Genomic DNA, 12475 nt, shown 5'->3' with positions numbered 1-12475 from the left:
CGTGCTTTTTTGCACCTTTCGCGCGGACGCTGTGATAGACTTCGCGCCAACGAAATCAGAACCGTGCGACAGGGATCGAATGAGCGCTGAACCTGCCAAGAAACTGCCCCCGGCCGAGGACTATGGCGCCGACAGCATCAAGATGCTGAAGGGCCTCGAAGCCGTGCGCAAACGCCCCGGCATGTACATCGGCGACACCGACGATGGGTCCGGTCTTCATCACATGATCTACGAGGTGGTGGACAACGCCATCGACGAGGTTCTCGCCGGCCACGCGAATTCGTGTCAGGTGACGCTGAACCCGGACGGCTCGTGCACCGTGCGCGACGACGGCCGCGGCATCCCCACCGGCATCAAGCAGGACGACGATCACGATCCGAAGCGCTCGGCGACGCAGATCGTCTTCACCGAGCTGCACGCGGGCGGCAAGTTCGACCAGAACTCCTACAAGGTGTCGGGCGGTCTGCACGGCGTGGGCGTGTCGGTGGTCAATGCGCTCTCGACGTGGCTCAGGGCGCGCGTCTGGCGCGACGGCAAGGAACACGTGATCGAATTCCGCGACGGTGAGGCTGTCGCGCCGTTGAAGGTCGTGGGCGACGCCGGCGGCGAACGCGGCACGGAAGTCACCTTCCTGCCGAGTCCCCAGACCTTCACGATGGTGGAATTCGACTACGCAACGCTGGAGCACCGTCTGCGCGAGCTCGCGTTCCTCAACTCGGGCGCCAAGGTGGTGCTGACGGATGCGCGCCACGCCGACGTCAAGCGCGAGGAGTTCATGTACGAGGGCGGCACAGCGGCGTTCGTGCGCTTCCTCGATCGCTCGCGCCAGTCGCTCATCCCCGAGCCGATCATGGTTCGCGCCGAGAGGGATCGCGTGGGCGTCGAGGTCGCGCTGTCGTGGAACGACAGCTATCACGAGAACGTGCTGTGCTTCACCAACAACATCCCGCAGCGGGACGGCGGCACGCATCTCGCAGGCTTCCGCGCGGCGCTGACGCGTGTCATCAACAAGTACGCCGCCGATAGCGGAATCGCGAAAAAGGAGAAGGTGGATCTCTCGGGCGAGGATGCGCGCGAGGGGCTCACGTGCGTGCTGTCCGTCAAGGTGCCGGACCCGAAGTTCTCCAGCCAGACCAAGGACAAGCTCGTCTCGTCCGAGGTGAAGCCCGTTGTCGAAAGCGCGGTTTTCGAAGAGCTTCTGGCGTGGTTCGAAGAGCACCCGAAAGAGGCCAAGACCATCGTCGGCAAGATCGTCGAGGCGGCGCTCGCCCGCGAGGCGGCACGCAAGGCCCGCGAGCTGACACGGCGCAAGAGTGCGCTCGACGGAATGCGCCTGCCGGGTGGCCTCGCCGAATGCCAGGATCGCGATCCGACCAATACCGAACTTTTCATCGTCGAAGGCGACTCGGCCGGCGGCTCCGCAAAGCAAGGCCGCAAGCGCGAGTACCAGGCCGTGCTGCCGATCCGAGGTAAGATTCTCAATGTCGAGCGCGCACGCATCGACAAGATGCTCTCGTCCGAGCAGGTGACGAACATCATCGGCGCGCTCGGCACCGGCATCCGCGACGACTTCAATCTCTCGAAGCTGCGCTACCACAAGATCATCATCATGACGGACGCCGACGTGGACGGCGCACACATCCGCACGCTTCTGCTCACGTTCTTCTACCGGCAGATGCAGGAGCTGGTGGAGAACGGGCACGTCTACATCGCCCAGCCGCCGCTTTACAAAGTGCAGCGCGGCCGCAGCAGCGCCTACCTGAAGGACCAGCGCGCGCTGGAGGATTACCTGATCGATTCAGGCCTCGAAGATACGGTCCTGACCACCGGCGGCGCCGAGCGTGCCGGGCCGGACTTGCGCGACATCGTCGATCAGGCGCGCGGGATCGTCGGGCTCGTGGATCAGCTCCACTCGCGCTATTCGCGGTCCATGGTTGAGCAGGCCGCAATCGCAGGCGCTTTCGATCCGGCGCTCATCCAGTCGGCAGCCTCTGCGAACGCCGCGGCCGAAACCGTCGCCGCGCGCCTGAACGAGATCGCGGAAGAGACGGAAAAGGGCTGGTCGGGCACCTACGGCAACGATGGTTTCCTGTTCCGCCGCGAGGTCCGCGGCGTGACGGAGGCGCACGCCCTCGACCGCGCCTTGCTCGCATCCCTGGATGCGCGCCGGCTCAACGAAAAGCGTGCGCACCTGGCGGAAGTTTATGGGCAAGGCACGAAGCTGCGCCGCAAGACCGAGACGCTGGATATCAGCGGCCCGCGCGCGCTGCTCGACGCGATTTACGAAGCCGGCCGCAAAGGCTTGTCGTTGCAGCGCTACAAAGGCCTCGGCGAGATGAACCCCGACCAGCTTTGGGAAACGACGCTCGACCGCGATGCGCGCACGCTTTTGCAGGTCAAGATCGGCGACGTCACGGAAGTGGACGAGATCTTCTCGAAGCTGATGGGCGATGTCGTCGAGCCGCGCCGCGAATTCATCCAGGAGAACGCGCTCAGCGTCGCCAACCTGGACGTCTAACGGCCAGAATAGCCGAGAAATAGCCGCCCGCGGGTTTTCGGCGTTGGATCGGATCGCATGTAGCCGATCCGATGCTGCCCGGCGGCATGAGGCGAACGCGCTCGGAAAACGTCGGCGTATTACGCTGCGACTTGGCCCGGCGCCATCGCCACGATCTCGTCCGTCCAGACTTTGAACGTCGTGAGGGTATGCTGGCCGAACGAGTGTACGAGGGGAACGTCCGTCGCGTCGCGGCCGTAGGCGACGGGGATACGCCCGATGCGCGGTCTGTTGTGGCGCGCATCGAAGGCACACCATCGCCCGCCGAGATAGACCTCGCACCACGCACTGAAATCCATGGGCGCGGGATCCTTCGGCACGCCGATATCGCCCAGATAGCCGTTGACGTAGCGCGCCGGAATGTTGAGTGCACGGCAAAGCGCGATCGTGAGATGCGCAAAATCGCGGCACACGCCCACGCGTTCTTCGTAGGCTTCGGCCGCGGTTCGCGTATCGCGCGCGTGGTGATAGCCGAACGCGATCCGCCGATGCACGAAGTCGACGATGGCCTCTACCCGCTGCCATCCCGGTGTCATGGTGCCGAAGTGCGCCCAGGCGATCTCGCTCATGCGGTCGGTCTCGCAGTAGCGGCTGCCGAGCAGATAGACGAGGACATCGTCAGGCAATTCTGCAACCGGGATTTCGCGAAGCGAGGGGTCCACGAGGTCGGGGACGCCCGAATCCTGGATCGTGCCGCCCAGCGTGATGGAGAATTCTCCGGCAGGCGCAATCATGCGCCGGCACACGTTGCCGAACTGATCGCGGTATATCGAGACGGGCACGTCCGGCGTTGTGCCGAAAGCGCTTTCGTCGATCACGTCGGGGCGGCGGTGGTCCCGTATGTCGAGCAGCGTGATAAGAGATGTGGGCTGGGGCACGGTGATTGCGATTCCGAACCCATACTTGATAAGCATGCGCGATAGACCTCTGTTGGGGCCTAAGCGTAACGCTGTTAAGTGAGGGGCCGTTCCATCGGCGCACCGGCCGTGTGGTTTGAATCACGTACGGATGCCGCGCCACGGCTTGGCAGGTCACCGGAGAACCCGTCACTCATGACGTCCATGTCACTGCCAGAGCCGCCGCGCCCGTTCGATGCCATCATGCTGGACGTCGGTGAGGGGCATTGGATTTACGTGGAGGAGGTCGGCCGGAAAGGCGGCATTCCCGCGCTCTTTCTGCATGGCGGGCCGGGCAGCGGCGCCCAGCACGCGCACCGGCGTCTGTTCGACGGCGACCGCTTTCACGCCGTTCTCTTCGACCAGCGCGGCGCGGGCCGAAGCCATCCGTATCTGGAAACCCGCGCCAACACCACGCAGCACCTCGTGGCCGACATCGAGCGCATCCGCACGCACATGGGCTTCGAAAAGATGCTGGTCGTCGGCGGATCGTGGGGCTCGACGCTCGCGCTCGCCTATGCCGAGGCCCACCCCGAGCGGGTGTCGGCCCTCGTGCTGCGTGCGGTCTTCCTCGGCACGGACGCCGAAGTGGAGTGGGCGTTTCGCCGTGGCCCGGCCGAGTTGCGACCCGATCTCTATGCGAGCTTCCTAGCCCCGCTGCCGGAAGCTGAGCGCGCCGATCCGATTGCGGCCTACGTCGCGCGCCTCACCGATACAGACCCGACCGTGCGCGATCCCGCGGCCCATCGATGGAATCGCTTCGAGCGCATCATGTCGGAGTTCGCGCCGGGAGAAACCGTTCTTGCAGACGATATGCCGCGAACCGGACGACTGCCGCCGACCCCGATCATGGAAGCGCACTACATCGCCAACCATTTCTTTCTCGCGCCGGATCAGCTTTTGAACGGCGCCGGGCGGCTCGCCGGAATTCCCGGTGTGATCGTGCAAGGCCGCTACGACCTGCTCTGTCCGCCGCGCGCCGCCTATGAACTGGCCAGGCGGTGGCCGTCGGCGCGGCTCGAAATCGTACCGTCGGCGGGGCACGCGATGACGGAACCGGGCGTGTTCGAGGCGATGAAGCGCGCCGTCGACAGCCTTGCGGGAATGGCGTAAGCCACGCGAGCCATGTCCGTCACCGTCACAGCATTCTACAAGTTCGTTGCAATTTCCGACCCGCCCGCGCTCCGCGAGCGGTTGCTGGATCTTGCGCGTGCGGAAGAGATCACGGGCACGATCCTCGTCGCGCCGGAAGGCATCAACGGCACCGTTGCTGGATCGGATGGGGGCATTCGCAATCTTCTCGCGAACCTCCGATCCGATCCTCGCTTCGCCGATCTCGTGAGCAAGGAATCCTACGTCGATGCTCCGCCGTTCGGACGCCTCAAGGTGAGGCTCAAGCGCGAGATCGTAACCTTGCGGCGCCCCGAGGCCGACCCGACGAAGCAAGTCGGAACGTATGTGAAGCCGGAGGACTGGAACGCGCTGATCGCCGATCCTGACGTGCTCGTCCTCGATACGAGGAACGCCTACGAGGTCGCCATCGGCACCTTCAAGGATGCGGTCGATCCCGAGACGCGCACGTTTGGCGAGTTTCCGGAATTCGTCGCCGCCAATCTCGACCCCGAGAAGCACACCCGCGTCGCCATGTTCTGCACAGGCGGCATTCGCTGCGAGAAAGCATCCGCCTATCTGCTGTCGCAGGGCTTTCCCGAGGTCTATCACCTCGAAGGCGGCATTCTCAAATACCTGGAGACCGTGCCGCCTGAGGAAAGCCTGTGGCGGGGCGAGTGCTTCGTGTTCGATGAGCGCGTCGCGCTTGAGCATGGCGTAACGCCTGGCTCGCACGTGATGTGCCGGGCCTGCGGTGCGCCTGTCGCAGCGGACGAGGAAGAGCGCCACAGTGCCCAGTGCCCGAAGATGCACGCGGCGGCGAGATAGACCGCTCCGATCCTGCGGGCGTCTCGCGGTCAGGCGGGGGACAGACGCCGTCCGATCCACACGCCGATGATGAGCCCCACCAGGCCGCCAGCCGGACCATAGCCGAAGGCCGCCATGAGGTCGCGCTGACCTTCGAAGTTCGAAAGCCCGAGCTGTTCGCCAAACATGACGACAGCGGCGGCGGTCGCAATCCAGCCGGCGAGCAGGCCGACGATGCCGCCGATGGCGATGACGATGAATGATTTCATGGATTGGTCCAGCGCGAGAACGGCATGAGGCAGACGCAAGTTGCGTCAACTTAGCCGCGTTGCCGCGCCGAACGCCAGAAGAAGACGATCATTTCTCAGAGTTTGTCGTACCGAGGGGGAGATCCCATACCTTGGCCGTGCCGTCGAACGAGGCGGTGATCACCTGCCGTCCGTCGGGGCTGAACTCGGCTGCCTCGACAGCCTTGCCATGTTCCGCGAGCCAGGCAATCGACGCGCCCGTCGTGCTGTCCCACAGCCTCGCGCTGCTGTCGTGGCACGAGATGAGGACGAGCGTGCCATCCGCGCTGAACATTGCCGTCGAGAGGTTGCGCCGGTGCTTGCCGTCGAGCGTCAGGAGTTTCTCGCCGGTCTCGGCGTCCCAGACGTTCGCGATGCGATCGGCGCCGCCCGTGATCACGCGCCGGTCATCGGGGCTGAACTCGCCGCGCAGCACGGCGCGCGTATGCCCGCCTGCGAAGGCGCGGATTTGCTCGCCTGTCTTCGTGTCCCAGATGCGTCCCGTCTTGTCGGAGGACGTGGTGAAGATGCGGGCGCCATCGCTGTTGAACGTTGCGGAGCTGACGAGGCTCGTGTGTCCGTTGAGTGTCAGGACCGGCTTCCCCGTCGCCGCGTCCCAGATCCGCGCCGTCTTGTCGGCCGACGCCGTGACGAGCAACCTCGAGTCGGGGCTGAATGCCGCCCATGTCATGTAGCCCTCGTGGCCCGCGAGATCCGCGATGAGCTGCCCAGTCTTGCCGTCCCAGAGCTTGCCGGTGTTCGCGTGCGGCACCGTGACGACGCGTGCGCCATCGGGGCTGAACTCGGCCTGTTCGAGCATCTGCTCGTGCCCCCCGAGCACGGCGATTTCGCGGCCCGTCTTGGCATCCCAAAGCCGCGCCGTCATATCGCGCGAGGCCGTGACGACGAGGCTCGCATCGGCGTTGAAGGCCGCATGACGCACGCCTTCCTCGTGGCCCGTGAGCGTCAGCAGGAGATCGCCCGACTTGGCGTCCCACACCCGTGCGGTGCGATCGGCGGAGGCAGTCAGAATGCGGCTGCCGTTCGGGCTGAAGGTGGCGGACCAGACGTCGGCCGTGTGCCCTTTAAGCGTAAGCGACGATGCAAGCTTCGGGGTGGCCTCCTCGGCGGATGGCGCGGTTGCGCCGAGCGCGAGCAACAGCGAAAAGGCGACCGCAGCACTGGCGATGCCGCGCGCGTGTTGGGCCATGGGGCGCGCCTCCGAATTATGTTTTGTTATATCGTCAGTATTGATCCGCCCAGGCACGGCTCGCAAGAACATTCGGCAGCACGCGCGCAGCCGATTGCATGGCGAATGGGAAAATCTCCCGGCAAGCGCCAAGAATTCGGCCCGCGTGTTCGCGGCCGTTACAGGATGAACTTGGAAAGATCCGTATTCTTCGCAAGCTCGCCGACGCGGGACGTCACGTAAGCCGCGTCGATGGTCGACGTCTCTCCATTCCGATCGGAGGCCTCGAACGAAATCTCGTCGAGCACGCGCTCCATCACGGTTTGAAGCCGCCGTGCGCCGATGTTCTCGACCGTCGAGTTGACGAGCACGGCCGCGTCCGCGAGCGCATCGATGGCGTCTTCGGTGAACACGAGACTGAGGCCTTCCGTTGCCATCAGCGCAATGTACTGCTTGATCAGGCTTGCCTCGGGCTCGGTCAGGATGCGGCGGAAGTCCTCGCGCGACAGCGCCTTCAGCTCGACGCGGATCGGAAGCCGCCCTTGCAGCTCGGGAAGCAGGTCGGCAGGCTTCGCCACATGGAACGCGCCCGACGCGATGAACAGCACGTGATCGGTCTTCACCGGCCCGTACTTGGTGGAGACGCTCGTGCCCTCGATCAGCGGCAGCAGATCGCGCTGCACGCCTTCGCGCGAGACTTCGGCACCCGAGCGCCCGCCTTCGCCGCGCGAGCAGATCTTGTCGATCTCGTCGAGGAACACGATGCCGTTGTTCTCGACGGCGCGGATGGCCTCGCTCGTGATCTGGTCATTGTCGATCAGCTTGTCGCTCTCTTCGGCGATAAGCAGCGGATAGCTGTCCTTGACGGTCACGCGCCGCGGCTTCGTGCGCCCGCCCATCATCTTGCCGAAGATGTCGCCAAGGTTGACGGCGCCCATCGAGGCGCCGGGCATTCCCGGGATGTCGAGCATGGGCATTCCGCCGCCCGTATCCGTCACCTGGATTTCGATGATCTTGTCGTTGAGCTCGTTCGCACGCAGCCGCTTACGGAAGGAATCGCGCGTGGCGGGCTGCGCGCCCGGCCCGACGAGCGCGTCGAGCACGCGCTCCTCCGCGTTCTTCTCTGCCTGCGCGAGCACCTCGCGGCGCTTCGTATCGCGCACGAGCCCGAGCCCCACCTCCACGAGATCGCGGATGATGCTCTCCACGTCGCGGCCCACGTAGCCCACTTCCGTGAACTTCGTCGCCTCGACTTTAAGGAACGGCGCCCCCGCGAGCTTGGCGAGGCGGCGCGCGATCTCGGTTTTGCCGACGCCGGTGGGCCCGATCATCAGGATGTTCTTCGGCAAAACCTCGTCTTTCAGAGGTCCTTCGATCTGCTGGCGGCGCCAGCGGTTCCGGAGCGCGATGGCGACGGCGCGTTTGGCGTCGCCCTGACCGACGATGTAGCGGTCGAGCTCGGAGACGATTTCGCGCGGCGAGAAAGTGGTCATGTGGGATCCGTCAGATGAAGCCGGTCAATGTGCCGGAGGGATGGACTGCTTAAGCGCGCCGAGCGGCAGAAGCGGAATCAGAGCGCGCCGGATCGTCCGCCAGCCGGCAGAAAGTCCGAGCACGATGACGGCGAGAGCCAGCAACGTGAGCGACGAGCCGAAACTGGTCTCGACATTCTCGTTCAAGAGGTAGCCGAGCGCGACGCCCGCATAGAGAAGTCCCGAAACGAGAAGGGCGCGCCGGTCGATGACGATGGCGACAAGACCGAGCACCGCATAAATGCCGAGCACGGCAACCGCCTGCGCGACGTTCATGCCTTCCGGCGCGCCGATGAGGAGAGGGATCGTCCCGTGCACGATCATCGGCGCGGCGACGAGATGCAGCCAGAACGCGATGTCGCTCCGGCGCGTCTCGCGGGTGATGTCGGTTGCATCGATGCGCAACGCGACAACGAAAATCGCAAGCCCGAGCAGGGCGAAGAGCAGGTACCAGGCGTGGTCGACCATCAAGCTTGCGGTGTAGACAAGAGCGAAGGAGAGCCCCACGGCGCCAATCGCCCAGTTCACCGGCACGCCGAAGCGCCGTTCGTGCAGCACGGCGCCGAGCACGACCGCGAGGGCGGATGCAATGGGTGCGAACTCGGACGAGATCAGATGTCCGAGTTCGCCGCCGCCGAAGGCGGAACCGAGCGCCAGCATCAGGGCCAGCGCGATGGACGGCAGCGCGAGCCGCATTTTCCGTGCGAAAAACTCGGACAGGCCCCACGCCGCCGCGACGCAGAACACCCCGAATCCCGGTTCGAAATGGAACGCTCTGGAAAGCGTGAAAAGGCCGCTCACCAGAAGCGCGATGCCGATGGTGACGAACACGTCGTTGAAGCCGCCGATCAGCCGGAAGCGCTCGTCGTCCGGATTGGCGTGATCGCGTGCGTTGTTCGCGTCTGCATCGCCGCCCTTCGCCAGCGTGCGAAGCCGCTCGGCTTGGTCCGCCGTGAGGATGCCCTGCGCCACCGCCAGGTCGAGGTGCTCGTTCCGGATCATGCTGGTTCCGCGCTTTTTTCGGCTACGACCGTTCCGCCGCCCGGCTATTTCGAAGACGGCAGGCTTTCGACGACGAGATTGCTGTTCGTATAGACGCAGATCTCGCCCGCGATGCCCATCGCGCGCCGCGCAATGGCTTCCGCATCGAGCGGCTGATCCAGGAGCGCCCGCGCCGCGGCCAGCGCGTACATGCCGCCCGAGCCGATGCCCATGACGTCGTCCTTGGGTTCGAGCACGTCGCCCGTGCCGGTGAGCACGAGCGTCACATCCGCATCCGCCACGATCATCATCGCTTCGAGGCGGCGGAGAAAACGGTCGGTGCGCCAATCCTTCGCAAGTTCGACGGCGGCCCGCATCAACTGGCCGGGATACTGTTCGAGCTTCGCTTCCAGGCGCTCGAACAAGGTGAACGCGTCCGCGGTTGCACCGGCAAAACCGGCAATCACGCCGCCCTTGCCAAGCTGTCGCACCTTGCGCGCGTTGGACTTGATGATGGTCGCGCCAAGGCTCACCTGTCCGTCGCCCGCGATCACCACCCGCCCATCCTTCCGGACTGTGAGGATGGTGGTGGCGTGCCACGAGGCGCCGTCGGCGGTGTTCTGCGGAATTTGAGACATTTTACCTTGAATTCCAGGGAGGGACGCCAGCCTTAAGCGCGTGTTTGCCGCCATGGGTGATACTGGGGCTCTACTGGCCCCAGACCCTCGAAGCTGATAGACGCTTGGGTTCTCCAAGGCAATAATGGCGCGGCGAGGATCCCCCGTGAAGCGGCAAGCGACGATCACACGCAGGACCAAGGAAACGCAGATCTCGGCCACCGTCGATCTCGACGGCACCGGCAGCTACGAGATCTCGACCGGCGTTGGCTTTCTCGATCACATGCTGGAGCAGCTTGCGCGCCATGCGCTGATCGACATCAAGCTCGAAGCCAAGGGCGACCTGCATATCGATTTCCATCACACCACCGAGGACACGGGCATCGTGCTCGGCCAGGCGGTGGCCAAGGCGCTCGGCGACAAGCAGGGCATCACGCGCTATGCGGACGTGCACCTCGCGATGGACGAAGCGTTAACGCGCGTCGCGATTGACGTCTCCGGCCGTCCGTTCCTGGTCTGGCAGGTGAACTTCTCGCAGCCGAAGGTCGGCGAGATGGACACAGAGCTGTTCCGCGAATGGTTCCAGGCGTTCGCCCAGAACGCGGGCATCACGCTGCACGTCGCCACGCTTTACGGCGACAATAACCATCACATCGCCGAGACGTGCTTCAAGGGCCTCGCCCGCGCATTGCGCGCCGCGATCACCGCAGATCCGCGCCAGGCCGGCCGTGTTCCCTCCACGAAAGGAATGCTCGCCTGATGATCCGGATTTGGCCCTTTGGTTCCGCGTCGGGCTCGAAAACGTTCTCGGTCTACGAGCCGGAGGACAACGCCGGCCTGCCGCTGGAGCGCGCCGAGCGCCTCGTATTCGTGGCGGACGGCTTCTCCTGGCGCGCGCTGTTCTTCGGTCCGCTCTATCTCGCGGTGAAGCGCGAATGGATCGGACTTCTGATGTACGTCGTCGCAGCCGTCGCCCTCGTTCACGCGTTGCAGACCTTGGACACCGGAAGCCAATGGATCACGTGGGGCTTTATTCTGCTCAACGTGATCACCGGCTTCGAAGCGGCGAGCGTGCAGCGCGCCTCGCTCGTTCGCGCCGGCTGGAAAGAACTCGGCAGCGTCGGCGGCGGCAACGTCGAGGAAGCCGAACGCCGCTTCTTCGGCGCGTGGCTGCCGACGCTGAACGCGGAGAAACCCGCCGAAGCGCCGTTGTTCCCGTGGGCGTCGCCGCCAACTGCCGCGTCCATGTCTTCGCATCCCGATGCCGTCTCGCGCGCCGAGACGCTACTTCGTCGCCTGTCTTCGCGGTTGACCCGCAAATCCCCGATCGGAAACTGACCCCTCCATGCAGCGTGTTGTCATCATCGATTACGGCTCCGGGAACCTGCACTCGGCAGCGAAAGCCTTCGAACGCGCTTCACGTGAATCGGGAGCGGATGCCCAGATCGTCGTCAGCGCCCGCGCCGAGGATGTGAGGAGCGCGGATCGCGTCGTGCTGCCGGGCGTCGGCGCGTTTGCCGATTGCCGCCGCGGGCTCGAAGCTGTGCCGGGTATGCACGACGCGCTCGAAGAGGCCGTGCACGCACGTGGCCGCCCCTTCCTCGGCATCTGCGTCGGCATGCAGCTTCTCGCGAGCCGCGGCCTCGAATTCGAAACCACACCGGGCCTGGGCTGGATCGCGGGCGAGGTGCGCGCGATTGAGCCATCCGACCCTACGTTGAAGATTCCCCACATGGGCTGGAACACGTTGGACGTGAAAAGCCCCCACCCGCTGCTCGATGGCATCCCGACCGGCGCAAAGGGGCTGCACGCCTATTTCGTGCACTCGTACCATTACGTCCCGGAGGACAGGAGCGCGGTTGTCGCCGAAACGAACTACGGCGGCCCCGTCACCGCGATGATCGCGAAAGACAACGTGGCAGGCACGCAATTCCACCCCGAAAAGAGCCAGGCCCTCGGCCTCGCCCTCATCGCCAACTTCCTGAGGTGGAAGCCGTAGAGACCACCATGGAACGCCGGGCTGCCCGACGAAGGCGGCCGGCGTTACGGAGCTTTCGAAGAAGGGAATTTGCAGCGCTCTTAGATGCTGCATACCATTGCGCGCCGTAATGCCATTCAGGATCAGCATTCACTGTGCGGGCATCTGATACTGTGTATACTCGAAGCTCGTCGTCCGTTGCCATGACGCTCGTCAACATCGCTTCAACCGATTCCGCAGAATACGGCGTAATAATCCGATATTCGCTCTCGTCGGTGTGCGCATAGTGCGACGCAAGATTGTGGATCACTTCAGCAATGACCGCGTAGTTTTCGCTCCCGCGAAGAGTGTACGAAACGACAAGGTTGGCCATGACCAATTCCTTCCTCAGATCGCGACTCGATTGAGAACAAATAGAGATCAAAAACTTTCCCACGTCTAGTGCAATGCGCTGGTTATTTAACAATGGGGGTGTGGACGCCGGGTGGCGCGGCATCTATGAGCAGGCATTGTCCAAGGCG

Annotated in this window: 13 protein-coding genes; 6 read left to right on the top strand and 7 right to left on the bottom strand. The window is 64.5% G+C overall.

All coding sequences use genetic code 11. The annotated features are described in order from the left end of the window. Window positions 1-79 precede the first annotated feature (79 nt). A complete protein-coding gene (gene gyrB, locus W911_RS00855; RefSeq protein WP_023785620.1) occupies window positions 80-2518 on the top strand; it encodes a DNA topoisomerase (ATP-hydrolyzing) subunit B in 2439 nt (812 codons plus the stop codon). Window positions 2519-2637: 119 nt separating this feature from the next. Here the strand turns inward: gyrB and W911_RS00850 are convergent, their stop codons facing one another. Continuing rightward, on the bottom strand, window positions 2638-3471 hold the full coding sequence (locus W911_RS00850; RefSeq protein WP_023785619.1) for a transglutaminase-like domain-containing protein: 834 nt from the start codon (window positions 3469-3471) through the stop codon (window positions 2638-2640). A 138-nt stretch (window positions 3472-3609) separates the two neighbouring features. On the opposite strand from W911_RS00850, the gene pip reads away from it, so the two are divergent. Together pip and trhO are read left to right on the top strand one after the other, a co-directional pair. Further along, window positions 3610-4566 carry a prolyl aminopeptidase gene (pip, locus tag W911_RS00845; RefSeq protein WP_023785618.1) on the top strand — a complete coding sequence of 319 codons (957 nt, stop codon included), beginning with the start codon at window positions 3610-3612 and terminating at the stop codon, window positions 4564-4566. A 12-nt stretch (window positions 4567-4578) separates the two neighbouring features. Then, complete coding sequence (gene trhO, locus W911_RS00840; protein ID WP_023785617.1) at window positions 4579-5391, top strand: oxygen-dependent tRNA uridine(34) hydroxylase TrhO; 813 nt, start codon at window positions 4579-4581, stop codon at window positions 5389-5391. Window positions 5392-5420: 29 nt separating this feature from the next. Here the strand turns inward: trhO and W911_RS00835 are convergent, their stop codons facing one another. The 5 genes from W911_RS00835 to hslV all read right to left on the bottom strand — a co-directional run bounded on the left by W911_RS00835 (window position 5421) and on the right by hslV (window position 9997). Continuing rightward, window positions 5421-5639, bottom strand: a complete 219-nt coding sequence (locus tag W911_RS00835) for a hypothetical protein (RefSeq protein WP_144083466.1) — start codon at window positions 5637-5639, stop codon at window positions 5421-5423. 88 nt (window positions 5640-5727) lie between these two features. Next, window positions 5728-6867, bottom strand: coding sequence for a WD40 repeat domain-containing protein (locus W911_RS00830; protein WP_023785615.1), 1140 nt, complete (start codon window positions 6865-6867; stop codon window positions 5728-5730). A gap of 158 nt (window positions 6868-7025) precedes the next feature. Next, complete coding sequence (hslU, locus tag W911_RS00825) at window positions 7026-8339, bottom strand: ATP-dependent protease ATPase subunit HslU (RefSeq protein WP_023785614.1); 1314 nt, start codon at window positions 8337-8339, stop codon at window positions 7026-7028. A 24-nt stretch (window positions 8340-8363) separates the two neighbouring features. Further along, entirely contained in the window at window positions 8364-9380 is a 1017-nt protein-coding gene (locus W911_RS00820) for a hypothetical protein (RefSeq protein ID WP_023785613.1), read from the bottom strand. A 44-nt stretch (window positions 9381-9424) separates the two neighbouring features. Then, complete coding sequence (hslV, locus tag W911_RS00815; protein ID WP_023785612.1) at window positions 9425-9997, bottom strand: ATP-dependent protease subunit HslV; 573 nt, start codon at window positions 9995-9997, stop codon at window positions 9425-9427. A gap of 145 nt (window positions 9998-10142) precedes the next feature. Here hslV and hisB point away from each other — a divergent pair, with 145 nt between their 5' ends. From hisB to hisH, 3 genes are read left to right on the top strand one after another with little or no spacing between them, the layout of a single operon-like run. Beyond that, window positions 10143-10736, top strand: a complete 594-nt coding sequence (gene hisB, locus W911_RS00810) for an imidazoleglycerol-phosphate dehydratase HisB (protein ID WP_023785611.1) — start codon at window positions 10143-10145, stop codon at window positions 10734-10736. Then, window positions 10736-11314 carry a DUF2628 domain-containing protein gene (locus W911_RS17045; protein ID WP_023785610.1) on the top strand — a complete coding sequence of 193 codons (579 nt, stop codon included), beginning with the start codon at window positions 10736-10738 and terminating at the stop codon, window positions 11312-11314. The genes hisB and W911_RS17045 overlap by 1 nt, the downstream gene beginning before the upstream one ends. A 7-nt stretch (window positions 11315-11321) precedes the next feature. Further along, window positions 11322-11975 (top strand): imidazole glycerol phosphate synthase subunit HisH, encoded by a 654-nt coding sequence (gene hisH / locus W911_RS00800; protein WP_023785609.1) that lies wholly within the window; start codon window positions 11322-11324, stop codon window positions 11973-11975. Here the strand turns inward: hisH and W911_RS17980 are convergent. Continuing rightward, window positions 11944-12327 carry a hypothetical protein gene (locus W911_RS17980; protein WP_144083465.1) on the bottom strand — a complete coding sequence of 128 codons (384 nt, stop codon included), beginning with the start codon at window positions 12325-12327 and terminating at the stop codon, window positions 11944-11946. The two genes, hisH and W911_RS17980, sit on opposite strands and share 32 nt — an antisense overlap. Between the last annotated feature and the right edge of the window lie 148 nt (window positions 12328-12475).

Origin of the sequence: Hyphomicrobium nitrativorans NL23, from assembly GCF_000503895.1 — a bacterium.
Taxonomy (GTDB): domain Bacteria; phylum Pseudomonadota; class Alphaproteobacteria; order Rhizobiales; family Hyphomicrobiaceae; genus Hyphomicrobium_C; species Hyphomicrobium_C nitrativorans.
The sequence above is the reverse complement of the archived record's forward strand: the minus strand, read 5'-3'. Positions and strand labels throughout refer to the sequence as shown.

What these genes read in the sequence shown, in the direction of transcription:
- gyrB (WP_023785620.1), top strand. Translation starts at nt 80, where the DNA reads ATGAGCGCTGAACCTGCCAAGAAACTGCCCCCGGCCGAGGACTATGGC.
- W911_RS00850 (WP_023785619.1), bottom strand. Translation starts at nt 3,471, where the DNA reads ATGCTTATCAAGTATGGGTTCGGAATCGCAATCACCGTGCCCCAGCCC.
- pip (WP_023785618.1), top strand. Translation starts at nt 3,610, where the DNA reads ATGACGTCCATGTCACTGCCAGAGCCGCCGCGCCCGTTCGATGCCATC.
- trhO (WP_023785617.1), top strand. Translation starts at nt 4,579, where the DNA reads ATGTCCGTCACCGTCACAGCATTCTACAAGTTCGTTGCAATTTCCGAC.
- W911_RS00835 (WP_144083466.1), bottom strand. Translation starts at nt 5,639, where the DNA reads ATGAAATCATTCATCGTCATCGCCATCGGCGGCATCGTCGGCCTGCTC.
- W911_RS00830 (WP_023785615.1), bottom strand. Translation starts at nt 6,867, where the DNA reads ATGGCCCAACACGCGCGCGGCATCGCCAGTGCTGCGGTCGCCTTTTCG.
- hslU (WP_023785614.1), bottom strand. Translation starts at nt 8,339, where the DNA reads ATGACCACTTTCTCGCCGCGCGAAATCGTCTCCGAGCTCGACCGCTAC.
- W911_RS00820 (WP_023785613.1), bottom strand. Translation starts at nt 9,380, where the DNA reads ATGATCCGGAACGAGCACCTCGACCTGGCGGTGGCGCAGGGCATCCTC.
- hslV (WP_023785612.1), bottom strand. Translation starts at nt 9,997, where the DNA reads ATGTCTCAAATTCCGCAGAACACCGCCGACGGCGCCTCGTGGCACGCC.
- W911_RS17045 (WP_023785610.1), top strand. Translation starts at nt 10,736, where the DNA reads ATGATCCGGATTTGGCCCTTTGGTTCCGCGTCGGGCTCGAAAACGTTC.
- hisH (WP_023785609.1), top strand. Translation starts at nt 11,322, where the DNA reads ATGCAGCGTGTTGTCATCATCGATTACGGCTCCGGGAACCTGCACTCG.
- W911_RS17980 (WP_144083465.1), bottom strand. Translation starts at nt 12,327, where the DNA reads ATGGCCAACCTTGTCGTTTCGTACACTCTTCGCGGGAGCGAAAACTAC.